This is a genomic window from Corynebacterium pyruviciproducens ATCC BAA-1742, from assembly GCF_000411375.1.
In the GTDB taxonomy this organism is placed as follows: Bacteria; Actinomycetota; Actinomycetes; order Mycobacteriales; family Mycobacteriaceae; genus Corynebacterium; species Corynebacterium pyruviciproducens.
Map to the genome: position 1 here is coordinate 658,795 of NZ_KE150447.1, position 23,264 is coordinate 682,058.

Sequence of the window (23,264 nt, forward strand, 5' to 3'; positions counted from 1 at the left end):
ACGCCGAACCCGTGGCCAGCGCCACGGCGGTGACTGCGAGGACAGCGACGCAGCCACCGGCGTTAAAGGCCCCGGTTAGTGGGCTCTCACCGAGCGTCCAATACCAGGGGGGAGAAGCGCTGGGAGCCGGACAGCTCGTCCACCATCGGCAGCACCGCGTACACAATGTAGCCCACCACGAGCACCACCAGCGGCACGCCCGTGACCAGGCCCCGCGTGGCCGTCGCGCCGTAGACAAGGTAGGCGATCCCGGCGTGACACAGGCCGAGCAGAAACAGGCCCACGCACGCCGTCGCCACGCGGGACTGGGCCACGTCCATGTCCGTAAGCGCCACCCTGATTCCCACCGTGGCCCACGTCGTCGCGCACATCATGGCACACCCCGCCACGCACGCCGCCCACCGCGCGAGCGCGATCTCACAGCGGGGCACCGGAAGCGTGTAGAGGATCTCAACCCGGCCCGCATTTTCCGCGTCCGCCAGCTGGTTAGAAACCCTGGTCAGGCCCATGATTCCGGCGATGAACGGCAGCAGCATGGCGAAGAGTTCGCCGTTCAAATACCCCGCGGCGGTGCCAAAATTGGTGAGCCCCAGGGGTTCCGCCACCTCCGGCGGGAGGGAATCGGCGAGGCTCGTGAGCGCGTCGGCGGTGTCGAGCATGGGCCAAAAAACGATCACCGTCGCCGCGAGCACCATGACCGAGACGGTCCACACGGCGATCGCCCGCGCCTGGACCTGCAGCGAGCTGAAAAACAGATGACTAAACCGCACGGTAATAACTCCTCAGCGTCGCCTCGAGGTCCGGTTCCCCCACCGTCAGCGCCGTGAGCTGGTACTTTCTTAGCTTGTCGACGAGCAGGTTGGGGTCACCCGTCCACTCAAAAGTCACCCTGTTGCCCCGCACGCGAACCTTGTCCGCGCCCTCGAGCGAGGTGAAGTCCGGGGGTGACGACGAGGCGTCGACAAGCACATCAACGGTGCGCACAGCGGTGAAGGAGGTAAGCGGGGCGTCGGCGACCACCCGCCCGTCGCGCAGCGCCACCACCCGCGTGGCGATGTGCTGCACCTCGGCGAGGATATGCGAGCTCAGCAGGACTGTGGCTCCGTTATCGAGGGCCTCCCGCAGCGTGGTGGCGAACACCTCCTGCATGAGCGGGTCAAGCCCGTTGGTCGGCTCGTCCAACACGAGGAACGAGGGCCGGGCCATAAACGCGCCCACAAGCCCGAGCTTTCTGCGGTTGCCGGTGGACAGCGCCCGCACGCGACGCTTTGTGTCCAGCCCAAAGCGTGAGGTCAGGGCCTCCACCCACGTCGGATCCACCCCACCGCGCAGCACTTCCCACGTGCGCAGGGTGTGCCCCACGGTGAGTTGATCGTCGAGACGCAGCTCGCCGGGGCAGTACCCGATCTCGGACCGGTCCACCCCGAGGCTCACCGTCCCGCTCGTCGGCCGCGTGAGTCCCATGATGAGCCGGATCGTCGTCGATTTCCCGGCCCCGTTGGGGCCCACAAAGCCCACCACCTCGCCGGGCTCGATAGCGAGAGTGACCCCGTCAATCGCCACCTTTGAGCCGAACTCCTTCGTCACATCGTGGCAGGTCAGAACAGGTGTGCTCATGAATAAAAATGTCCCCCTGCGAGTGCGCAGGGGGACGAGAAAAGGGAGAATCAGACGAGGGCGTAGATGCCCCACGTGAGGAGGAATCCCACCACGCCGAAGATGGTGGACAGCGTCGTCCAGTACTTGAGGCCCTGCTTGACGGTGAGGCCCATGTACTTGGTGACGATCCAGAACCCTGAATCGTTGATGTGGGAAAGCCCCAGCCCGCCGAAGCCAATGGCCACCATGATGAGCGTGGCCTCGATGGGGCTTAAGCCAGCATCGGCGATCGGTTGTGCAAGTAGGCCCGCCGTGGTGAGGAGGGCAACGGTGGCGGATCCCTGCGAGGCGCGCAACGCGGCCGACATGAGGAATCCCATGAGGATGAGCGGCAGTCCGGACGAGATGAGCAGGTCCGAGAGCACCGTGCCAATCCCGGACTCCACAAGCACGTTGGCAAAGCCGCCGCCGGCGCCGGTGACAAAGATGATGACGGCAACGGCCGGCAAGGCCGAATCGAGGATCCCGGCAGAGTGGTCCCTGTCCCACGATTGCTGGTGTCCCACGGCGATCCACGCCACGATGACGGCGATGAGCAGGGCGATGGGGGCGGCACCGAAGAACTTCACAAAGGTGTGCAGCGCGGTGCCCTCAGCGGTGACCATCGTGCCGGTGGTGCCCACCATGATGATGAGGATGGGCAGCAAGATGAGGCCCATGACCAGCCACGGCGAGGGCGGGTTGGGGAACACGCGTGCCTCGTCGGTTTCGGCTGGAGACTCGCCCCGCACCACGTGATCGAGGTTGAACCGCTTGGCAATGAGGAACCCGATCAAGGCGGTCACAGCGGCGATGGGCAGCGAGATGGTGAGGAGCAGCCCCACGTCCTCGTTGAGCAGTTCCGCCACGGCCACCGGGCCGGGATGTGGCGGGACCACGACGTGCACGGTCAGCATGGTCGCCGCCACAGGCAGACCGATCTTGAGCGGGTTGAGCCTCGCCGCCGAGGCGAAACCGAAGATGATGGGGGCCAGGATAATGAACCCCACGTCGAAGAACACGGGAATGCCGAGGATGAACGCGGCGATCGTCACAGCAGCCGCGACCTTCTTCGGCCCGAGCTTGCCGGTGAAGTACCGGGCGATGGATTCGGCACCGCCCGATTCCTCGATGATCTTGCCCAACATCGCGCCGAGGCCCACGACGATGGCCACGTTGCCGAGCGTTCCGCCCACGCCCTTGGTCACGGACTGCACCGCGTCCGTCAGCGGGATCCCGGAGGCCGCCGCGGTGAGCACCGCGACGAGTAGGAGGGCTACAAACGCGGGCATCCGCACCCAGATGACGAGGACGAGGAGGACGGCGACGGCCGCCACGCCCAGCCCGAGGAGTGCCATACCTGTCATGGTTATGCCCCGCTAGGGTCGTCGGGGGAGACGACGGTGATGATGGTGGAGTCATCCTTGGCAGCCAGCCCACGGGCGAGCCCCTGCAGGTACTGCTGCTCAGCGGCTGCGGCAACCGGAACGGCGATACCGACAGACTTGGCCGCCGCGGTGACGATCCCCATGTCCTTAACAAAGATGTCCTCACGCGACTTCACCTCGGCCCCCTCCTCGGTGTACGCCTGGAGCATTCTCGGCCCACGATCGCCGAGCATGAAGCTCGCCGCCGCGCCACTCATGAGCGCATCGAGGGCGGCCTTCTGATCCAGGCCGAGCTTTCCTGCCAGGGCCATGGCCTCACCGGCGGCGGCGATGTGCACGCCACACAGCAGCTGGTTGACGGTCTTCATGGCCTGCCCCGCGCCGGGCTTATTGCCCACGATGACGAGGTTGCCGGCCATCTTCTCCAACACGTCGCGGCGCTTGTCCACAACCTCGGGGTGCGCGCCCACGACAACGAGCAAGTCGCCTTCGCCCGCCCGAACCGGGCCACCGGACACGGGTGCGTCGATGATGTCGATGCCGTGCTCGGCGAGGTCGCCGGCGGCCTTTTCCACGCCGGCGATGCCCACGGTGGAGGTGAGCAGGATGGTGGCGCCCTCCTTCATCGCTTCGACGATCCCGTTGAGCCCGAACAGGGCCTCTTCCAGCTGGGCCTGGTTGCGCACGGCGAGGAGGACCACGTCGGCCTGCGCCACCGCCGCGCGGGAATCAGTGAAGGTGGTGATGCCCGCCTTCGTTGCCAGGTCGAGGCGTGCGGGGTTGATGTCCACGCCGTTGACGGTGAAATCCTCGGCGAGGTTTTCGGCCATGGGTAGCCCCATGGCGCCGAGGCCGATGACGGTAATGGTGCTAGTCATGATGGATGTTTCTCCTTTGTTGTTGCTACTTGTTGCTCAGGCGGGTGACGACATCGACGAGCGACTCGTCGTTTCCTACGTTTCCTGCAAAGACGATGTATGGGATGCCTGCGGCCGGGCCGTCTTCGGCCTTCCACAGGCTGATGATGCCGGGTTGCATGGGACCGACGACGGTGGCGCGGGTCATCTCCAGGCCCTTGGACGCGGTGTCGGAGGAGGTGATGCCACCCTTGGCGATGACGAACTTGGGTGTGACGGTGTGCACCACCTTGTTCACGGTTCCCACCAGCGCCTCCGAAACGGTGCGGGCGATCCGCAGCGAATCGTCCTTGTCCTTGCCTGTGACGAGTTCGCGCGAGGTGTGGAGGATGACGTTGCCGGATTTCAGCGCCTCGGAAATCTCGGCGGCGAGCTGGTTCGTGTACCCCTCCGGGTTGTCCAACACGGTTCGCACGTTGAGTTCTTTCACCACCGCTTGATCGGCTCGGATGAGTGCGTTGAGCTGACGGGTGGTGGTTGGAACGTGCGAACCGACAACGATGAGGCCGCCTTGGACGTGATCGTCGGTGACTCCGGCCTCGGCGAGCGTGTCCGCTGTGACGACGGCAGGGATGTCCTGCCCGATGACGGCGCGCACAAACGGCGGCCCGACGCGGTAGATGAACTTCTTCCCGGCGTCTTCAGCCTTCTTCAAAGCGACGGCGAGGAGGCGGAGGTCATCCTCGGTGACGATGTCCACGGCGATGGCCTGCCTATCGTGGGCCTGCTCCAGCTTCTCGTGCGCGGTGCCGCCGCGCAGGTCGTTCAAATCGATGACGATGACGTCGGAAGCCTTCTTGGCGCCGCCGGTCTTTTCCTCCACCCATTCGGAGAGCTTGGAGTGGGCGTACCCAAACGTGGCATCCTGAGCGAACTCGGTTTCGGCGGTGGGGACGAACCCGTCGGTGGCGTTGCCCGCGTAGTGGATCCCGCCGACGGTGATCCGGCCCGCATCGCCGAATGCTGGGACGATGAGGTACCCGTCGATGGCCGCGCCGCTGACGTCGGCAAGCGTGTCGGGCTCGAGCGGGAAGTGACCGCGCAGGGTTGAATCGGAGCGGGAAACGAAGGTGAGCTTCCTGTCCCCGGCGGCGGCGAGCGCAGCGTGGGCGACCTCCTCGTTGATCGCCTTGGCATCGGCGGGCGCGAGGGACCGCGAGTTGGTCATGACGTAGATCGCAGGCGCGTTCTGGTCGAAGGCCCAGGCCAGATCATCGGGTGTCCACCGGGTGAGGACGGGCAGATCGGCGACGGACTGGGTGCCGGTTGGGTCGTCATCCAAGACGATGAGGACGTCGCTGCGTGCTGGCACCTTGGCCGCTGGGAACGCGACCGGCTCGTGGAACCCGGCCGTGAGTTGGTCGAGAGTGTAAGGCATGTGTTTTCCTCCTAAAATTCCTAAGACCACAGACCTCAGAGGACTTATGTCTGAGCGTAGCGATGGATAAACCTGCAGTAAAGAAAAGTGGGTTAATTCACTTCCCCGGGGGTGAAATCCGGGGTTAGTGAGAGATAATTAGTCCTCGTTGGGGGAAACGGGGGTAGGGGAGCCCGGGATGTGCGAATTGATGTCTTCCAGGGTTTGCGTCATGTGGGCCCGCATCGCGTCCTTTGCCGCCTGCGGATCGTGATCGTAGAGCGCCTGGAGGATGGTCTCGTGGTGGTGCAGTGCGCGGGCCCGAATGTCCGGGTAGGAGTTGGTGATGAGCCGCGAGTTGCTCAGCGCGTCCTGCAGCGGCAAGATGACGGCCTTGATGAAGGGGTTGCCCGTCGCCTCGAGGATCTTCGTGTGGAAGGCGACGTCGGACCGCGTCACCTCTTCGGGGTCCGTGGCCTGGCGGTACGTGTCCACCGTCTCTTGTACCTCGGCGAGCTCAGCGTAGGTGATCTTTTCCGCCGCGATTCCCGCCGAGCCCACCTCGAGCATCCGTCGCAGCTGGGTGAGGTACGCGCCCACCTGTCGCTTATCCAGCTGCTGCGAAATCGCGTAGATGAGGGTTTGCACGTCGATCCACTCGGATTGCGGGCACACGAAGGTCCCGCGCCCGTGGACAACCTGTACCACCCCGCGCTCGGCAAGCGTGCGTACTACCTCGCGCATCGTCGGGCGAGAGACCTCGAGGTACTGGGCCAGGTTTGATTCGTTGGGAAGGGCTTCGCCGGGCGCGAATTCGCCAGCAATGATGGCATCCAGTAGGCGGTTGACGCCTTGCGTAACCAGATCCGTGCGCATGTGCCCTTCCCTTCATCGGCAAAGTCTGACCAAACTAAGTATAAATTTAGCTGGCTACAGCAGTCTCCTTGAGGAGGCGTTCGACGAGAACGTGAACCGACGTGTAGGCGCTTCTGTCTAGCCCACTATTCAGGAATTCTCTAAACGTGGGTGGCAGCGGTGGAAAACGCCGCGCGCGCTGTACGGCCCGGTTGATGTCGGCCTCACTGAAGCTCACAGAAGAGAGGTCGTTCTTGCGGTAATGGGGGTTGTGGTGGTGGAGGCGGCTTAAGCATTCTCGTTGGGTGAGTACGCCTACGCCGTCCTCGTAGTGAAGAAGCAACCAGTACTCAAACTGGGGAAGCGAGAGCCCCAGCCCGCGATCCTTGCGCTTCGCCGCCCAGGAAAATAGCACCTCGATCTGTTCGGCGGTGTACGTGTCCTTGTCGGACACTATCCACATTTGGTCGCCCGAGCGGATCTCGCCCTTGCGCTTAAACTCGTCCAGCACGTCATCCGCAAGCTCCGTGAGCGACTCAGGATCGGGGGCGCTGCGCCCGGGAACCACCTTTACCTTTACATTGGCGCCTCGAAAGCGGTCGAAATAACGCTTTTCGGTGTCGCCCTCGACGATTATCCCAAAGAGTGCCTTCAAGGCGCGGGTATTGGCTCGCTTCCGATTCCGGTTGAGTTTTTGGCGTGCGTTCACTTCGTCACCCCTTTGCTTGGAACGGCAGCGGTGAGATCGCGGGAACCGCGCCGAGCCGACCTTGGAGGTACGCCTTGCGGATGTCCTTGTCACTGCGCAAACCGTCGAATTCGGAGAGGACCGTCAGCGTTGTGGCACCCGCGCGCTTTTCCACCAGCCAGATTTGGTCCTTGCGGAGGCGCTGCGGGTCCATGAGCATGAGATCGTGAGTGGTGAAAATAAGTTGCGACCGAAGCCCAGGGTTGCACGCTTCGAGGAATCCGTCGAGAAGCGCCCGCGAAAGCTCGGTATGGAAGCTCTTGTCCAACTCGTCAATGGCGAGGACAAAGGGCTCGCGGGAATGCACGAGTGCCGAGACTTGGCTGATGAGCCGAGCTGCCGACTTCGTGCCATCGGATTCATTCTCCCAGCTAAGGGGTGCGTTGAAGTCATCGTGCCCTTCATGCACCATGGCGATCCTGTGTATCGAAATACGCCCATCGTGGAGACTGAACTTGTAGCGTTCACCGGCATTTTCGATCTCCATGGTCGGCAGATCGTGCCGAGCGTCGCGGGAGTGCAGCTCGTCCTCGATTTTCGTCAAGAGCCCGGGGGAAAGGCGTAGCGACGAGGGGGCGACCTCCGTCTCAATGACACCCACGATGCCGGCATCGATGTCCGGAATAATGTGCTTCCAGTTCTCGCGGTAAGGGTAGAAGTCCAGGCGACGCGACGCGCGAGTATCCACCACGAGCACTTTGCCGGCCCACGTGAAAACTGCGGTGAGATCCTTGATTTTGCGGCGGGATTCCTCGTCGGTCAGCCGAGGTGATGAGGCGGCAAAGTAGGTGGGGATCGGCGTTGCTGCCGGGGCAGTTGCGAGAAGAGTCTCGATGATTCCCGAGGGGTGAGCGGGGTCGATACGGTGCCCATGGAAGAAGAGATGGGACTCGTCGCGGCTGAAAATGGTTACTTCGCTGCGGCTTGTTAACCGCGTGAGATGTTCACTGTGAATCGCTTCCCTGGTGTAGGAGATGATGTATTCGTACAGCGTCTCGTTCCAGCAGAACAACACCTCGAAAACCGTCGGCTTGGTGCGTGAATCGTCGTCGAGCAGAAACGGTTGGTAGTTCAGTGGTGTACCCGGAAGCGAGGAGGGGTGGAGGAGCTCTCTAAAAGCAGTCAGCGCCGCGAGAATGTTTGATTTTCCCGATCCGTTCGCGCCAAAAAGTGCAGCGACCGGGTTTACCTTACGGCGATATTTCTTTAGGTAGGGCAGTTGCGCCGAGCCTTTCTGTTCGCGTCCCGGCACGAGGTTGAAAGAAACCGGCTGGTTAATGGAGCGAAAATTGGAAACGGTGAGATCGAGGAGCATTGCTTCCTCCTCCTTGGGTAGTCCAACGTGGTCACCCCAAGTGTACAAAAGGCGAGAAAATACCGCAGCTTTTGTGGCGGTTGAGGGCTTCGCGTGAGCTCTCGCATTCCCGCCGGCTTGCCGCTGGCTGCTTGCCTGGCACGGGCCGGGCCGGGAACCGTCCCAAGCTACGTTTCGGGGGTGTAGGAAGGGGGTGAGCCGGGTATTGAACAAACAATAAAAGCCGCGGTCGAGCCACACATCCCGCGGTTGCCACAACTTGCAAAGTAAAAACGGGCCGTGCCGCTCATTTCTATTGATAGCATCATTTTTAGTTTCGAGGGGATACCAACTTCGCCGCGAAGCGGAAAGACAGAAAGGATCGATTGTGGCATCCGATACGCAGGACACGCAGCACGCGCAGACCACCATCGACGACGTACGCCACGACCCGTACGTCCTCACCAAGGAGAAAATCCAGGAGCCGCCGACGGGCCTCAAGCAGTCGCTCAAGTTTCTCGGCCCGGGCATGATCACCTCGGCCGCGGTCGTCGGCTCCGGGGAGCTCATCACCGCCACCACGCTCGGCTCAAGGGTGGGAATGATGCTGTTGTGGCTCATCTTCGTGTCCACCTTTGTCAAGGTGTTCATCCAGGTAGAGCTCGCGCGCTGGTCGATCTCCACGGGCAAGCCGGCGATCTTCGGCTACGACGAGGTGAAGCCCACAATTGCGGGCCATGGTTGGCCCAGTTACATCGTCCTCATTATGTTCTTCCAGTTCGTCACCGGCCAGGCGGGCGTCATCGGTGCCGCGGGCGTGACCACCCGCACGGCCGCCGCCGCCGAGCCCCTGGGCGTTGCCATCCATGGCATCCGCCGCGCGGAGAGCGTCACCGGGCCCATCGCCGGCCAGACGATTCTTGTCAACGGGTGCGGGCCCATCGGCGCGTTCCTCATCGGTGCCGCCAAGCACTTCGGGGCCGCCGAGGTGTACGCCTGCGACCTGGCCGATCTCTCCCTCGGCCACGCCCGCGACATGGGTGCCGATCACCTCATCAACCCCACCCGCGATGAGCTGCCCCACGATGTCCCCCTCGTGTTCGATTGCTCCGGTGCCCCGGCCGCCATCGATGGCCTGCTGCGCGCCACCCGCCGCGGCGGCACGCTCGTGCAGGTGGGTAACCTCCCCGGTCAGCCGGCACCGATCGGACTGGGCCAACTTGTGACCCGCGAGATCACCTACATCGGCTCCTACCGCTTCATTGACGAGGTCACCGACGCCCTCGAGGCGATGGCCTCCGGGCTCGACGTGGAGCCCCTGCTCACCCACGAGTTCCCCATTGGCGAGGCGCCCGCCGCCTTCGCCACGGCCGCCGACCGCTCCACCGGGTCGTCCAAGGTGCTGCTCAAGCTGAGCTAGCCGCGCCTGTGCGTCACCGCCGCCACCACGAGGAATACCGCGGTGACGGCGACGGCGGCGATGAGCATGTCCCGGGTCTGTTCCACAGTGGGCCCGGTATTGCCGATCCACGCCATGCACCCACCGCCGGTGAGCCCACCGAGGATGGCCGAGCTACGGCGACCAAAGGAGCGTCGGAAAGCGAAAGAAAGCACAACCACCAGGGCTGCGAGGGCGACGGGCGCGGCGACCATGGCTACTTGCCTACGGCGCGCCGGACGAGTCCGCGGACGGTGGCCTCCACCTTGTCGTTCACGTCGATGATGGCGTACGAGGTGGGCCACATATGGGTCTGGTCGAGCTGCGCGTGGTCGTTGAAGCCGAGCGTGCAGTACCGGGCCCCAAACTTGGCGGTTGGCTGCAAGAAGAGGATGACGTTGCCCTCGTCGTCGGCGTAGGCAGGGAACCCGTACCACGTGCGCGCGTGCAGCTCGGGGGCCTCGGAGATGACGATGCTGTGGATCCGCTCGGCGATGGTCTTATCCATCCCCTCCAGCTCGTCGATGGCCTCTACCAGGGCTTGCTCGTCCCGCGCGTACTTCTTGGCGCCCTTGACACCGCTGTCCGCGTCCGCCCTGAGCTCTGCGGCCCGCTGTTTCATTGCCTCCAGCTCTGCCTCGGAGAAGCCTGCCATGGGGGTGTCCTTTCCTCGGGGTTTTTATTCAAGTGTAAACGCGTACCTGCGCGGGCGTGTCATTTCCTCGCGTTGACGGAATTCTGCGCCTTCACCACGCCCTCCGCGCAAATCTCCCGCACCGCCTCCGCGGCACCGGCAATGTCGGTCCCCTCATCCACCGGGCCGAGAACGTGCTCCACCACGCTCACCCCCTGCGGTCGCCCCACGCCCACCTTGACCCGCACGTACTCTCGCCCGAGCCACTCACTCACGGATTTGAGGCCGTTGTGACCGTTCTCGTTTCCCCCCACCTTCAGTTTGAGCTTTCCGACGGGTAGGTCCAGCTCATCGTGGATCACCACAACATGGCCCGGATCCACCCCCCACTTTTTCGCAACCGGGCCCACCGCGTCACCGGACTCGTTCATGTACGTGTTCGACCGCACGTACGCCACGTCGCCTGAAAGAATGTAGCGGGCCGGGATCCCGCGGATCGGCTCCCAGGCAGCATCGCCCACGAGCGCGTCGATCACCATGTAGCCCACGTTGTGGCGGGTGGCCTCGTACCTGGGCCCGGGATTGCCCAGCCCGACGACGAGCCAGACGGGGTGGGGTTGCTTACGGAAAAGTTTCACCCATCTAGTGTTGCATATATGACTTCACCACAACTCGCCTACGTCGTCGCCGGTAGTGAAGCAACCGGTGGCGCCGGCTTCCAAGTAGACCTGAAAACCTTCCAGCAGCTCGGCGTGTACGGCGTCGGCACGCTCAGCTGCATCGTCTGCTTCGACCCCAAGAACAACTGGGGCCACCGCTTCCACCCGGTGTCGGCGGACATCATCGCAGAGCAGATGGAGGCGGCCCTTGCCGCCCACCCGTCCATGAAGACGGTCAAGGTGGGCATGCTTGGCACCCCCGACACCATCGACGTGGTCTCCCGCGGCCTGCGCGAGCGCGAGTGGGACAACGTGCTTGTTGATCCGGTGCTCATCTGCAAGGGCCAAGAACCGGGCGCCGCCCTCGACACCGACAACGCCCTGTGCGAGAAGATCCTCCCGCTGGCCACCGTCGTCACCCCCAACGTGTTCGAGTCCAAGACCCTCTCCGGCATGGACTCCATCGAAACCGTGGAGGACCTCGAGGAGGCCGCCCGCAGGATCGGTTCCCAGGGTGTCAAGTACGTGCTGGCCAAGGGTGGCGTCGAGCTTCCCGGCCCGAACGCCGTCGACGTCTTGTGGGACGGCGAGAAGATCACCCGCTACGAAAAGCCCAAGGTAGGCGAGCAGCGCGTATCCGGTGCCGGCTGCACCCTCGCCGCCGCCGTCGCCGCCGAGCTGGCCAAGGGCGACTCAATTTACGACGCCGTAGCCACCGCCAAGGACCTCGTCTACCGCGGCATCGTCGCCCGCGTCTCCGCCGAGACCCCCTTCGACACCGTGTGGCAGGGCGCGTAGGAACAACTCCACACTTATATGGTCAGACCACCTGAATATTCCCAGGTGGTCAAACCCGCTACAAAGTGATGAGGCAACTTTTTCCATCCAGGTGTTGCGCAGGCACACCCCGCGTGTCACAATCAAGCCGTGGAACATGGGGGATTAATTCACACACGGGGGTTCTCGTCCGCGCAGCGCGCGCGGATCACTCGCCTGAAAAACCAGGGCACGCTTGTTATGCTGAACCGCGGCGTGTACTACGACGCGGCGGAGTTTCGTCTCCTCCCGCCATCGGAGCAGTACCGTCTGCGCTGCCTGGCGGCTGGAATTGCGGGGTACGAGCTGGTGGGAGTGTCCGCTGCGGCGCTGTATGAGCTTCCGCTGCGTTACAACTACTCCTGCGTAGATGTGCGTGGCAGACCACAGGTTCCGCCGCACTTTCTGAGGCGAGCGGTGCCACCAGGCTGCATGATTAACAGGGTTATCAGGGGCTATGAGGTGGAGCTCACATCGCCAGCCGCTACCGTTGCTGATATTGCCAGGTGGTACCAGATGCTGGAGGCCGTACGGGTTGGCGACTCCGCGGTCAAGCGGGGGTTGGCAACGGTTGAGCAGCTTCATGAGGAAGAAAAACGCCGTCACAGGAAGCACGGATCGCCTAAGATGCGTCAGGCCCTTCGCCTCATCAACGGTCTATCCGAGAGTCCGCGGGAAAGCGATGTCAAAGTAGCCTTGTCCCGCGGCGGCTTCCCGCCGCCACAGCAGCAGACGGAGATCTATGACGTGCGCATGGTATTCATCGGTCGCCCCGACTTCCTCTACCCGGAACGCTCGTTGGCTCTCGAGTACGACGGGTGGAACAAAACCCACGGCTATTACGGCAACACCGCAGATAGGGCCATCAACCTGGAGCGCGCCCGCGAACGCCGGCTTGTCAGCGAGGGGATCAACCTCATTCGTATAACAAAAGACACCTACGCGTCGGGGGTGTGGCTGGACGAGCTGAAAGCCATGTGGAATCGTGGGGTGCCCTTCCCACAGTCTCAACTCCGGGGTGGTGGCCCCGCCTGGTAGCGCGTAGGCAAAACTGCACACCGATATGGTCTGACCACCTGCAAAAGAGCAGGTGGTCAGATATGCTACAACCGGTTGTGTCAACTTTTTCCAGGTTTCGCAGGAAAGTCCAGGAAAACCCAGGAAAACCCAGGAAAACCCCACCGAAAAACCCTCCTATGCGGCTTCCTTCCGCCTCATGATGGCATCGGAGACCACGTACACCACGAGGCCCGCGACGGCGACGGCGAAGAGGATCCACAGGATCCCCGAGTAGCTCAGGTTCGAGTCCATGAGCCCGGAGGCGTAGGCGATCCCGGCGGGGATGGCGATGTTGATGGTGAGGTTGTAAAACCCGATGGCGATGCCGGATTTCTCCGGCGGGATGGAATACACCGCCGAGGCGACCAGCGGCGCGTACATGAGCGCGAAGCCGGTGGCGAACATGACGATGGACACCACGAGCACCCACACGCCCACGGTGGACAGCACTGCAGGCAGGGCCAGCGCCGCCGAGATGAGCACGAGCGCGAGGATGATCGCCTGCCGGTTGGGCAAAAACTTGCCAATCCACCCGGACAATACGCCCACCACCACGGCGCACGCGTAGCCGGGCGCGATGAGGGCGCTGGCGGTGTCGATGTCGAGCCCATGCAGGTCGCTTGCCATGTAGGAGAACATGATGATCCAGCCGAGCTGCGTGGAGTACACGAGCAGCACGGTGACGAGTGCCCACACGTAGCGGCCGTTGAAGAAGAACTCTCGCTGCACGAGCGCCTGCGGGTCGCGGCCGATGTGCCACCAGAAGGCGCCGGCGGCCACGAGTGCGAGCACGAACCAGGCCCACCCTGGGATGAAGACGGGGGTGAAGGTGAGCGTGATGGCGAGCGCCATGAAGCTGACGATCCCCAGCCCGGTGGAGTCGAGGTGGCTGACGGACACGTTTTCCTCTTCAGGCACCTGCCGCAGCACGAACGGCACCGCGAGGATGAGCACGAGCGGCAACAGGAACATGACGGTCCAGTGGATGTTGGCGGAGACGTAACCGCCGGTGAGCACGCCGATGAGCATGGATCCCCGGAAGCATGCGGTGGAGAACCCGAGGTAGGTTTTCTGCTCTTCCTTTGCGATGTGTTTGGTCACGTAGATCACGTACAGTGTCTCGGCGGCGGAGAGGCCGATGGTCTGCACGAGGCGGCCGATGAGCACGAGCGCCCAGATGGATTGGCCGAAGAACCCGATGAGGGATCCCACGACGATGAACGCGATGCCGATGGTGAGCAGCTTGCGGATGGCGATGGAGTCCGCCAGCGCCGCGTACACTACGGCGCCGATGCCGATGATGATGCCGGCGATGGTCGCCTGCAGCGATACCTGCGAGGGCGTCAGCGAGAGGTCGTCGCCGATCGCCTTGGTGATGAACTTGAACCCGTTGTCCACCACCAGGCAGAACAGGAACACGAAGATGAGGATGGGGATGGCAACCTTGGGGTTGCGTCTCGCCTTGGTGGAAACCTCAAACATTTAGATCGCCGCCAGCGGGAGGGCGAGCTCCATCATGGTAGTGAAGGCGGTCTGCCTCTCCTGAGGGGTGGTGGCCGCACCGGTGATGATGTTGTCGGAGACGGTGAAAATGCCCATGGCTTCCACGCCGGCCTCGGCGGCCACGGAGTAGAGGCCCGCGGATTCCATTTCCACGCCGAGCACGCCCATCGCGGCCCACTTGTCATTGACAGACGAATCGTAGTTGTAGAACACGTCGGCGGAGAGGATGTTGCCTACGTGAACGGGGATGTTCTGCTCGCGGGCGCGACGGTACGTGTCCTCAATGAGGCGGAACGATCCGATCGGTGCGAACGTACCGGGCAGGTTGTACTGGGAGGCGAAGTTGGAATCGGTGCACGCTGCTTGACCGATGATGACATCGTAGAGGTCGATGTCCTTCTGGATGGTGCCACAGGAGCCCACGCGGATGAGCTTTTTGCAGCCGAAGTCGTGGATGAGTTCCCACGCGTACAGGGAAATCGAGGGGATGCCCATGCCGGAGCCCATGACGGACACTTCGTGGCCCTGGTAGGTACCGGTGAAGCCGAGCATGTTGCGCACGGAGTTGAACTGCACGGCATCCTCGAGGTACGTCTCGGCGATGAACTTGGCCCGCAGCGGGTCGCCGGGCAGGAGGATGGTCTCCGCAATCGGTGCGCCCTGTGGGTTGATGTGGGGTGTTGATTCTCGCATGGTTATTTCTCCATTCCCGTGGCCCGTGCCACGTCGTTTTTGAGCTGGTCGATTCGTGTCGGGTCGCCTGCGACCTCGAGGTAGCATTTGAGTTTCGGTTCGGTGCCGGAGGGCCGAATGACGACTCGGTCGTCGGCCTCGGTGAAGAACATGACGCCGTCGGTGGGTGGTTCGTGGTCGGTGAGGTCCACCACCCGCACCACGGGGGAGCCCGCCAAGGATGTGGGTGGGGTGGCCCGGATGTGGTCCATGGCCTGCGCGATGAGCGAGGTGTCGGTCACCCTGAACGTGAGTGGGGCGGTGGTGTACCCGCCGAATTCGGTGCGCACGGACCGAAGGTGGTCGTGCACGGTTACCCCGCGGGCCTTGAGTTCCGCGGTGAGCGAGGCGAACACGATCGCGGCGGAGATGCCGTCCTTGTCGCTCACGTGGGCCGGGTCGCAGCAGAATCCAATCGCTTCCTCGTAGCCGAACCCGAGCTTTGATGCGCGGGCGATCCACTTGAACCCGGTGAGGGTTTCGTAGTGGTCGAGCCCGAATTTCTCGGCCACCTTGCCCAGCGCCCGCCCGGAGACGATGGAGTTCGCCAGCGACCCGGTGAGCCCCTTCTGGGCCAGGTAGTGCCCGAGCAGCAGTCCGGTCTCGTCGCCGGTGAGCTGCTCGCCGTCGGCCGCCACGGCGAGCCTGTCGGCGTCCGGGTCGGCCGCGATGACGAGGTCCGCGCCGGCCTCTTCGGCAAGCTCAAGCGCCAAATCGAGCGCCCCTGGTTCCTCTGGGTTGGGGAACCGCACGGTGGGGAAGTCTGGGTCGGGTTCCATTTGCTTGTCGACGCACACCACGTCGCCGAACCCCGCCCTCTTCAGTGCGCTTACGAGAGTTGCACCGCCCACGCCGTGCATCGGCGTGACCACGATCTTCAGCCCGGCCTTGGCGTTGGCGTCGGCGGTTTGGCACATCCCCACTGCCGCGGCGATGAACTCATCGGTGACATCGCACCGTTCGATGAGATCGGTGGACAGCGGCGGATCGACGGGGGCTGTCTCGATGGCGGCGGCGATGTCGGCGTCGGCCGGCGGCACGATCTGGATGCCGTCGGAGAGGTACACCTTATAACCGTTGTATTCCGGCGGGTTGTGGGAGGCGGTGATCATGATGCCGGCGTCGGCCTGCAAGAATTTCACGGCGAACGCGGTAACAGGGGTGGGCCGCTTGGGGGTCAACCCGATGGCGTGGACGCCGGCGCCGGAGAGTACCTTAAGCGCGGCGTCGTAGAATTCCGCCGAGCCGTGGCGGGCGTCGCAGCCGACTACCACGCGGGAATCCGGGCCGAGGTAGGCGGCAAGCCCCGCCGTGGCCCGCTTGACGTTGGTCACGTTCATCTGGTCGTCGCCGTCACCTACGGTGCCGCGCAGCCCGGCGGTGCCAAAGTGCAGTCCGAATGGCTTATGCGAGTCCATCGAGCACCTTCTTCGAGGAGCTGAGCCCCAGTCGCGTGGCGCCTGCGTCGACCATTGCCAGCGCGGTTTCGGCATCGCGGATGCCGCCGGAGGCCTTCACGCCGAGCCGTCCGCCTACCGTTTCGCTCATGAGCGAAACAGCGTGCACGGAGGCACCGCCCGCCGGGTGGAACCCCGTCGAGGTCTTGACAAAGTCGGCCCCGGCCTTTTCGGCGGCCGTGCAGCACGCCACGATCTCTTCGTCGGAAAGCGTCGCGGTCTCGAGGATGACCTTGAGGAGCGCACTACCGCACGCACCCTTCACGGCCCGGATTTCTTCCTCGATCTCGGCGAACTTGTGCTCCTTCGCCCAGCCGATGTTTTGCACCATATCCACCTCGTCGGCACCGTCGGCCACGGCCTGACGCGCCTCGGCCACCTTGACGGACGTTTTCACGGCCCCGGACGGGAAGCCGATGACGGTGGCGACGTGCACGCCCGCGGGCGTGTCGACGGGCAGCATGGAGGGGGAGACGCAGATGGAGTACGTGCCGAGCTCGCCTGCCTCCTTGGCAAGCGCGTCGACATCGGCGCGCGTAGACTCTGGCTTGAGCAGCGTGTGGTCAATCATGTGGGCCAATTCTGAACGTTTCATAGTGTCCTTCCTGGTGATTTTCCTTCTATGCCCGATTATGGGCACGCCATGCACACGTGTCAATGGATAGATTGTCAAAAGTGCCGCCCGTTACAGAAAAATTACCCCCGCTCGGGTGCACGCGACCGTCGAACAGGGTTTAAGATAAGTTGAACGACGTTTTGCTAAGGAGATTTTTCGCCATGACCGATATTCTCGCGCGCGCCCGCGCAAAGGTGCTGGACGAAGGCACCCCACTCAACCAGGATGAACTCCTCGAGGTCCTCCAGCTTCCCGACGACCGCATCGACGACCTCCTCTCCCTCGCCCACGAAGTCCGCGTCAAGTGGTGCGGCGAAGAGGTCGACGTCGAGGGCATCGTCAGCCTGAAAACCGGCGGCTGCCCCGAGGACTGCCGCTTCTGCTCCCAGTCCGCCCTCTACGATTCCCCCGTCAAGGCCGTCCGCCTCGATATCGAGGGTCTCATCGAGTCCGCCAAGGAAGTCCAAAAGACCGGCGCCACCGAGTTCTGCATCGTCGCCGCCGTCCGCAGCCCCAACGAGGCCCTCATGGAGCAGGTCGAAGATGCGGTGGGCCGCATTCGGTCCGAGGTGGACGTCAACGTGTCCGCCTCCCTCGGCATTCTCAACCAGGCCCAGGTCGACCGCCTGAAAAAGGCCGGCGTCCACCGCTACAACCATAACCTCGAGACGGCCCGCTCCCACTTCCCCAACGTGGTCACCACGCACACGTGGGAGGAGCGCGTCCACACCGTCGAGATGATCCGCGACGCCGGCATGGAGACGTGCGTCGGCGGCATCCTCGGCCTCGGCGAGACCCTCGAGCAGCGGGCCGAGTTCGCGTCCGAGCTCTCCGCCCTCAACCCCACCGAGGTTCCCATGAACTTCCTTGACCCCCGCCCCGGCACCCCGTTCCAAGACCTCCCGCTCGTCCCCATCAAGGATGCCCTGCGCGCCATCGGCGCCTTCCGTCTGGCCCTGCCGCGCACCATCCTCCGCTTCGCCGGCGGCCGCGAGCTCACTCTCGGCGATATCGGCACGGAGAAGGGCCTGCTCGGCGGCATCAACGCGGTCATCGCCGGCAACTACCTCACCACGCTCGGCCGCGACGCCGAGAATGACCTCGACATGCTCGACCGGATGCACCTCCCCATCAAGGCCCTCAATGCGACGGTCTAGCTCTACTGCGCTTGCCGACGCTGTCCTCTCCGGCGAGCCCCCCACCTTCGACCCCTACGGTGGTCGCCCCCGCACAGGTTACGAGCCGCCCCGCTTCTGCCAGCTCTGCGGCAGAAAAATGGCCGTGCAGGTCACCCCGCACGGCTGGGTCGCCCACTGCGCCAAGCACGGCGAGCTCGACTCCGCCTGGCTGCGCCACTAGTCACACCATTACCCCCCGTACCCAACTGTTTAGTGCGGGGAGGCGGACTCGTGGTGCGCCTGCGCCTCCTCGCTGCCCTTCGCCCCGTCGTCGCCCTGCGGCCCGGACAGCACGTTGGTGAGGTCGGCGAGCTTCGGCGGCTTCGTGTTCGGCGAGGTGGATTCGCGATGGTAGAAGTAATACGTCAGCGCGCCGCCGGCGAGGAAAAAGCCGATGGTGGCGATGAGCTTCCGCCACGAGAATGAGAACATACGAACTCCTTTGCAAAACGGTTCCTGCTAATAGGGTATACGATAGTGGCCATGAGTATTTCGACCGCAACCGCGACTCTCCACACTAATCACGGGGACATCGCGATCGAGCTTTTCGGTAACCACGCCCCCAAGACCGTCGACAACTTCGTCACGTTGGCCAACGGCGAGAAGACGGGCGAGCCGTTTTACGACGGCGTCATCTTCCACCGCATCATCGCCGGCTTCATGATCCAGGGCGGCGACCCGACGGGCACCGGCATGGGCGGCCCGGGCTACCAGTTCGAGGACGAGTTCCACCCTGAGCTCTCCTTCAACAAGCCGTACCTCCTCGCGATGGCCAACGCGGGCCCAGGTACGAACGGTTCCCAGTTCTTCATCACCGTCGCCAAGACCCCGCACCTCAACAACCACCACACCATCTTCGGCGAGGTGACGGACCCGGCTTCCCAGAAGGTTGTCGACGAGATCGCTAACGTCCCCACCGACCGCATGGATCGCCCGCTGGAGCCCGTTGTCATCAACAGTGTCTCCATCGCGTAGCTTCATCAGAAATGCCCCAGCCACCTGGGGCATTATCTTTTTCCTCGTCGCCATCCACCTGGTCACGGCCATCCAGTCGGGCTCGCTCACGCACAACCTGTCGGCCCCGCTCGCCCAGTCCTGGGTGCTTTACGGCCCGCTTCTCCCGGACCAACCGTACCGCCTGCTCACGTACGCGTTCGTCCACTCGGGTCTCTACCACCTCACGGTCAACTGCGCCTCCATCCTCGTCTTCTCCTGGTCCCTCGAGCGCTTTCTCGGCCCGCTTCAACTCGTCGTCACCTTCCTGGTCACCGCTTTTTGGGCCGGCCTTTCCATTTCGCTTGTCGACGCTTATTCCGCCACCGTCGGAGCCTCCGGTGCCATCTTCGCCATCCTCGCCATCTGCCTGGGAGTGGCGGCCAAACACAGGGGCAACGTCCGTGCCATCGGCGTTTTTCTCGTCATCAACGTGGCGTACACTTTCATCGGCGAGGGCATCTCCATCTGGGGCCACCTCGGCGGGCTCATCATCGGCGCCGTCCTCGCCTACCCGTTGGCCGTACTCGGCCCCCGCGGTCGCTGGCTGACCTTGGGCGTTGCCGCCCTAGCGGCGGTCGCCCTCGCTGTCTACTAGAACCTCTGCTTCCTGTGCATAGCCCCCTCCCACACCCCTAGTTATCCACACCCCCTACGTCTCCAACCGTTGGACACGTGGGTACGCGCCTAACCTGTGGGCCATGAGTTGCCTAGAAGCACTGGGGGCCGCCGTCGCTGGCACGGTGGACCTTCTCGACGAAGCCAGCGGGCTCCCCAAACGAGCGATCCTTGCCCGCGTAAAATCGCCCAAGCTTGCCACGAGCCTGCACAAGCTTGCGAAGATCTACACGGGCCGCACAAACAACCCCAAGAAGCAGGCTGCAGCCCGTGAAAACATCACGGCCCAGGGCCACACGTTCGATACCCTGGAGATCGTCGAGCGCTACGCCAAAAAGCTCGTGAACAAGCGCCGCATGTGGGAGGTCCGCGAGACCCTCACCCGCCTGCCTGCCGACGACCGGCTCCTGACCGCGGAGGCCAAGAAGCTCGTCGCGCGCCTCAACGGCAAGCGCGTGGACGCCCCGGACAAGATCGTCTCGGCCCGCGACGTGAAGAATTCCACCCTCATGGATCTCCACGTCCGCGGCACCGGCTACAAGATGGAGATGGTCATGGAGCGCGTCCGCCAGTACTCAGCCGATAACAACGTTCACCCTGCCGACGCCATCCAGGACCTGATCCTCGGCGCCGATGTGGGCGGCTCCTCCCAGATCACCCCGATGGTGGTCCTCACCCTGGACAAGAACGTCATCGGCAAGACGAAGGAGGCCCGTAACCAGTACACGTTTTCGCTCACCAACGGCTCCACCATCACCGGCCTGGAGCTCGCGCAGGCGGATCTTACGGACAAGGGTTACGCCATCCTCCTCGATCCTTTCGACGGCGCCACCCTCGGCCTTTACCAGTTCGATACCCCGAACCCCCACGCCCGTTTCGCCGATCCCCTCGATCGTTTCATCCAGAAGGTGAAAAACCCCGTGTGCGCGTGGCCGGATTGCGGGACGGGCGCCGAATATTCCCAGGTCCACCACGTGCATTCGTATAAGGACGGCGGCCGGTCCACGGAGGAGAATTTCTCCGTGTTGTGCAAGTTCGATAACGGGCGCAACGACGATGACCGCACCAAACCCAAGCACGGTCACATGGAGAAAATCGACGGCCTCGATTATTGGGTCCCCGCGTTTGGCGGCGAGAAGCTGCTCAACATGCACCCGTGTGCACAAGGTGGGGCCGTGCGGGTTGCCAAACGCATGTGGAACGCGAACAACCCGGATCGCCGGATTGCTTTTTAGCGCCACCCCATGGTCATGAGCAGTCCGATGATGAATAGCCCGAATCCGATGCCGTAGTTCCAGGGGCCGAGGTCGCGCATGAGTGCGATGTCGGTGCCGGCGAGGTAGTTGACTACGAGCCAGGCGAGTCCCACGAGCATGAGGCCGAACATGATGGCCATGTACCACCGGGGCGTGCCGGTGGAGTTGATTTTCACGGGCGTGCGGCTGACGCTGCCGGACGACGGCGTGGATTGTTTCGTGATTTTGGCTTTAGGCATGGCAGTTAGTTTACATTAGGGATCGCGAGACCGAATACCTGGATGGTGACGGGCTGGTCCTTTTTGATGGGCGTGCCCGCTGGCGGCTGTTGTGTGGCCACCTTGTCGATCTCTGTGAGGTTCGTGGTGGGTGCGGTTTGCTGGTTGGTGGCACCGCTGTGGCCTGCGGCTTCGAGCGCCTTTCCTACCTGTGTGACGTGCATTCCCACGACGTTGGGTGTGCGGATGAGTTGGCCGTTGCTCACCTGGACGGTGACGACGGTCCCTTCGGCGACCTCTGTTCCTTCCCCGGCCGTGGCGATGACGGTTCCTTCGGGTTCGACGCCGTCGACCATTTGCATCTGCACGCCGAAGCCCATGGCTTTGAGGTTGGCTTGGGCGGTGTCGAAGGTGGTGCCTTTTTGGGCTGGCACGCGCACGAGCTTTTGGCCGATGGATACGGTGATGGTGACCTCGGTGCCTTTGGATACTTGGCTGCCGGCGGAGGGGGATTGCTCGATGACGAGCCCTTCCTTAACGGTGTCGGAGTTGTCTTCCTTGACGGTGGTGGACAGTTTGAGGCCCTCTTCGTCGAGTTTCTTCTGCGCGTCGGCGGTGTTGAGGTTTTTCAGGTCGGGTACCTCGGTGATTTCCTTGCCGGTGGAGACGTACACTTCGACGGTGGTGCCGCCGGGTACGCGCGAGTTTTCGGCGGGTGAGGTGCGGATGACGTGGTTTTTCTCCACGGTGGGGGAGGTTTCCTCGATGACGGTGGTTTTTAGCCCCGCGCTTTCGAGTTTGGTGAGCGCTTCTTCCTTGCTCAGGTTTGCGATCTGGGGGATGGCAATGGATTGGCTCGTTTGCCGTTCGCCGCCGCCGAGGTCGAGATAGTTGTAGGCGAACACGCCGGCTATGGAGAGGAAGATGACGGCGAGGACGGCTACTACCCAGCGCCAGGGGTTCCTTGTGGGTTCCTCCTCCTCTTGCTTGTCGACGTCCTCCTCGACGGTTTCCTCGACTTCTTCCGGTAGCTCCGCATAGGAGCGCGCCGCCAGTGGCGTGCCGCCACGGGCGAGCGTCCCGAGTTCCTCGGCGAGTTCCTCGGCGTTCTGGTAGCGGTCGTTGGGGTTTTTCGCCATGGCCGTAAGCGTCACGGCATCGAGTGCCAGTGCCTCGGCGGGGGAGAGCCCCTCGACGAGCGTCGACGGCGGCTCGGGGTCTTCGGTGACGTGCTGGTAGGCGACGGAGAACGGGGTGTCGCCGGCGAACGGCGGATGCCCGGTAACCAGTTCGTAGAACACGCAGCCGGTGGCGTAGATGTCGCTGCGCCCGTCGGCCACCTTGCCGCGCGCCTGCTCGGGGGAGAGGTACTGGGCGGTGCCGATGACGGCGGAGGTCTGCGTCATGGCGGAGGTCGTGTCCGTCGTGGCGTGGGCGATGCCAAAGTCCATGACCTTCACGTCGCCGGTGTTGGTGATCATGATGTTCGCCGGTTTGATGTCCCGGTGGACGATGCCCGCCGCATGCGAGGCGGCGAGCGCTTGCGCCACGGGCACCATGATCTTGGCTGCCTCACGTACGGGCAGTGGGCCCACTTCGCGCAGGGTTTTGCCGTGCACGAGCTCCATGACGATGTACGGCACCTCCATGCCGTCGCGCTCAATGGTGCCCGTGTCAAACACACTGACGATGGCCGGGTGGTTGAGCTGGGCGCTGTTTTGCGCCTCTTTCTTAAACCTGTCGCGGAACCCCTCGTCGCGGGCGAGGTCGTTGCGCAGAATCTTAATGGCTACGTCGCGGCCGAGGATTGTGTCGGTCGCCTGGTAGACGTCGCTCATGCCACCGGTGCCGATGGAGTCGCCTAGCTCGTAGCGTGATGCAATCATCATC

Annotated in this window: 26 protein-coding genes; 8 read left to right on the plus strand and 18 right to left on the minus strand. The window is 63.5% G+C overall.

Annotated features, from left to right (window positions below; all coding sequences use genetic code 11):
- Positions 1-86 precede the first annotated feature (86 nt).
- The 8 genes from HMPREF1219_RS09280 to HMPREF1219_RS09315 all read right to left on the minus strand — a co-directional run bounded on the left by HMPREF1219_RS09280 (position 87) and on the right by HMPREF1219_RS09315 (position 8,218).
- A complete protein-coding gene (locus HMPREF1219_RS09280) occupies positions 87-770 on the minus strand; it encodes a hypothetical protein (RefSeq protein ID WP_016458664.1) in 684 nt (227 codons plus the stop codon).
- The gene (locus tag HMPREF1219_RS09285) at positions 760-1,617 is read right to left on the minus strand and encodes an ABC transporter ATP-binding protein (RefSeq protein ID WP_016458665.1); all 858 of its coding nucleotides are present in this window, start codon (positions 1,615-1,617) and stop codon (positions 760-762) included. Before HMPREF1219_RS09285 ends, HMPREF1219_RS09280 begins: the two co-directional genes overlap by 11 nt.
- A 50-nt stretch (positions 1,618-1,667) precedes the next feature.
- Positions 1,668-3,005, minus strand: coding sequence for a GntP family transporter (locus HMPREF1219_RS09290; protein WP_016458666.1), 1,338 nt, complete (start codon positions 3,003-3,005; stop codon positions 1,668-1,670).
- A gap of 2 nt (positions 3,006-3,007) precedes the next feature.
- Positions 3,008-3,904, minus strand: coding sequence for an NAD(P)-dependent oxidoreductase (locus tag HMPREF1219_RS09295; RefSeq protein WP_016458667.1), 897 nt, complete (start codon positions 3,902-3,904; stop codon positions 3,008-3,010).
- Between the two features lie 25 nt (positions 3,905-3,929).
- On the minus strand, positions 3,930-5,321 hold the full coding sequence (locus HMPREF1219_RS09300) for a four-carbon acid sugar kinase family protein (RefSeq protein ID WP_016458668.1): 1,392 nt from the start codon (positions 5,319-5,321) through the stop codon (positions 3,930-3,932).
- Positions 5,322-5,459: 138 nt separating this feature from the next.
- Positions 5,460-6,176: a FadR/GntR family transcriptional regulator gene (locus tag HMPREF1219_RS09305; protein WP_016458669.1), complete on the minus strand. Its 717-nt coding sequence runs from the start codon at positions 6,174-6,176 to the stop codon at positions 5,460-5,462.
- Between the two features lie 46 nt (positions 6,177-6,222).
- Entirely contained in the window at positions 6,223-6,864 is a 642-nt protein-coding gene (locus HMPREF1219_RS09310; RefSeq protein ID WP_016458670.1) for an RloB family protein, read from the minus strand.
- 4 nt (positions 6,865-6,868) lie between these two features.
- The gene (locus tag HMPREF1219_RS09315) at positions 6,869-8,218 is read right to left on the minus strand and encodes an AAA family ATPase (protein ID WP_016458671.1); all 1,350 of its coding nucleotides are present in this window, start codon (positions 8,216-8,218) and stop codon (positions 6,869-6,871) included.
- A 367-nt stretch (positions 8,219-8,585) separates the two neighbouring features.
- On the opposite strand from HMPREF1219_RS09315, the gene HMPREF1219_RS12325 reads away from it, so the two are divergent.
- Positions 8,586-9,617: an Nramp family divalent metal transporter gene (locus HMPREF1219_RS12325; RefSeq protein ID WP_016458672.1), complete on the plus strand. Its 1,032-nt coding sequence runs from the start codon at positions 8,586-8,588 to the stop codon at positions 9,615-9,617.
- On the opposite strand, the gene HMPREF1219_RS09325 is transcribed toward HMPREF1219_RS12325, so the two are convergent.
- From HMPREF1219_RS09325 to pth, 3 genes are read right to left on the minus strand one after another with little or no spacing between them, the layout of a single operon-like run.
- On the minus strand, positions 9,614-9,850 hold the full coding sequence (locus HMPREF1219_RS09325) for a hypothetical protein (protein ID WP_016458673.1): 237 nt from the start codon (positions 9,848-9,850) through the stop codon (positions 9,614-9,616). The two genes, HMPREF1219_RS12325 and HMPREF1219_RS09325, sit on opposite strands and share 4 nt — an antisense overlap.
- Before the next feature lie 2 nt (positions 9,851-9,852).
- Positions 9,853-10,290, minus strand: coding sequence for a hypothetical protein (locus HMPREF1219_RS09330; protein ID WP_016458674.1), 438 nt, complete (start codon positions 10,288-10,290; stop codon positions 9,853-9,855).
- A 59-nt stretch (positions 10,291-10,349) separates the two neighbouring features.
- Positions 10,350-10,907, minus strand: coding sequence for an aminoacyl-tRNA hydrolase (gene pth, locus HMPREF1219_RS09335; RefSeq protein ID WP_016458675.1), 558 nt, complete (start codon positions 10,905-10,907; stop codon positions 10,350-10,352).
- An 18-nt stretch (positions 10,908-10,925) separates the two neighbouring features.
- Here pth and HMPREF1219_RS09340 point away from each other — a divergent pair, with 18 nt between their 5' ends.
- Both HMPREF1219_RS09340 and HMPREF1219_RS09345 read left to right on the plus strand, forming a co-directional pair.
- Positions 10,926-11,726 carry a PfkB family carbohydrate kinase gene (locus HMPREF1219_RS09340; RefSeq protein WP_016458676.1) on the plus strand — a complete coding sequence of 267 codons (801 nt, stop codon included), beginning with the start codon at positions 10,926-10,928 and terminating at the stop codon, positions 11,724-11,726.
- A 219-nt stretch (positions 11,727-11,945) separates the two neighbouring features.
- Positions 11,946-12,782, plus strand: a complete 837-nt coding sequence (locus tag HMPREF1219_RS09345; RefSeq protein ID WP_016458677.1) for a hypothetical protein — start codon at positions 11,946-11,948, stop codon at positions 12,780-12,782.
- 156 nt (positions 12,783-12,938) lie between these two features.
- On the opposite strand, the gene HMPREF1219_RS09350 is transcribed toward HMPREF1219_RS09345, so the two are convergent.
- Genes HMPREF1219_RS09350 through deoC form a run of 4 tightly spaced genes read right to left on the minus strand, consistent with a single transcriptional unit; the run spans position 12,939 to position 17,090 of the window.
- A complete protein-coding gene (locus HMPREF1219_RS09350; RefSeq protein ID WP_016458678.1) occupies positions 12,939-14,285 on the minus strand; it encodes an MFS transporter in 1,347 nt (448 codons plus the stop codon).
- Complete coding sequence (gene deoD, locus HMPREF1219_RS09355; RefSeq protein WP_016458679.1) at positions 14,286-14,999, minus strand: purine-nucleoside phosphorylase; 714 nt, start codon at positions 14,997-14,999, stop codon at positions 14,286-14,288.
- Positions 15,000-15,001: 2 nt separating this feature from the next.
- Positions 15,002-16,456, minus strand: a complete 1,455-nt coding sequence (locus tag HMPREF1219_RS09360; RefSeq protein WP_016458680.1) for a phospho-sugar mutase — start codon at positions 16,454-16,456, stop codon at positions 15,002-15,004.
- Entirely contained in the window at positions 16,443-17,090 is a 648-nt protein-coding gene (deoC, locus tag HMPREF1219_RS09365) for a deoxyribose-phosphate aldolase (protein ID WP_016458681.1), read from the minus strand. The genes HMPREF1219_RS09360 and deoC overlap by 14 nt, the downstream gene beginning before the upstream one ends.
- A 182-nt stretch (positions 17,091-17,272) precedes the next feature.
- On the opposite strand from deoC, the gene bioB reads away from it, so the two are divergent.
- Positions 17,273-18,268, plus strand: a complete 996-nt coding sequence (gene bioB / locus HMPREF1219_RS09370; RefSeq protein WP_016458682.1) for a biotin synthase BioB — start codon at positions 17,273-17,275, stop codon at positions 18,266-18,268.
- A complete protein-coding gene (gene bsaP, locus HMPREF1219_RS09375; RefSeq protein WP_016458683.1) occupies positions 18,255-18,470 on the plus strand; it encodes a biotin synthase auxiliary protein BsaP in 216 nt (71 codons plus the stop codon). Before bioB ends, bsaP begins: the two co-directional genes overlap by 14 nt.
- Positions 18,471-18,499: 29 nt before the next feature.
- Here the strand turns inward: bsaP and HMPREF1219_RS09380 are convergent, their stop codons facing one another.
- On the minus strand, positions 18,500-18,721 hold the full coding sequence (locus HMPREF1219_RS09380; protein WP_016458684.1) for a hypothetical protein: 222 nt from the start codon (positions 18,719-18,721) through the stop codon (positions 18,500-18,502).
- Between the two features lie 51 nt (positions 18,722-18,772).
- On the opposite strand from HMPREF1219_RS09380, the gene HMPREF1219_RS09385 reads away from it, so the two are divergent.
- The 3 genes from HMPREF1219_RS09385 to HMPREF1219_RS09395 all read left to right on the plus strand — a co-directional run bounded on the left by HMPREF1219_RS09385 (position 18,773) and on the right by HMPREF1219_RS09395 (position 21,135).
- The gene (locus tag HMPREF1219_RS09385; RefSeq protein ID WP_016458685.1) at positions 18,773-19,264 is read left to right on the plus strand and encodes a peptidylprolyl isomerase; all 492 of its coding nucleotides are present in this window, start codon (positions 18,773-18,775) and stop codon (positions 19,262-19,264) included.
- Positions 19,248-19,880, plus strand: coding sequence for a rhomboid family intramembrane serine protease (locus tag HMPREF1219_RS09390; RefSeq protein WP_016458686.1), 633 nt, complete (start codon positions 19,248-19,250; stop codon positions 19,878-19,880). Before HMPREF1219_RS09385 ends, HMPREF1219_RS09390 begins: the two co-directional genes overlap by 17 nt.
- Positions 19,881-19,983: 103 nt before the next feature.
- Positions 19,984-21,135 (plus strand): HNH endonuclease signature motif containing protein, encoded by a 1,152-nt coding sequence (locus HMPREF1219_RS09395; protein WP_016458687.1) that lies wholly within the window; start codon positions 19,984-19,986, stop codon positions 21,133-21,135.
- Here HMPREF1219_RS09395 and crgA read toward each other — a convergent pair.
- On the minus strand, positions 21,132-21,395 hold the full coding sequence (gene crgA / locus HMPREF1219_RS09400; RefSeq protein ID WP_016458688.1) for a cell division protein CrgA: 264 nt from the start codon (positions 21,393-21,395) through the stop codon (positions 21,132-21,134). The genes HMPREF1219_RS09395 and crgA overlap by 4 nt on opposite strands.
- A 5-nt stretch (positions 21,396-21,400) precedes the next feature.
- Positions 21,401-23,260 carry a Stk1 family PASTA domain-containing Ser/Thr kinase gene (locus HMPREF1219_RS09405; protein WP_040427706.1) on the minus strand — a complete coding sequence of 620 codons (1,860 nt, stop codon included), beginning with the start codon at positions 23,258-23,260 and terminating at the stop codon, positions 21,401-21,403.
- Positions 23,261-23,264: the final 4 nt, after the last annotated feature.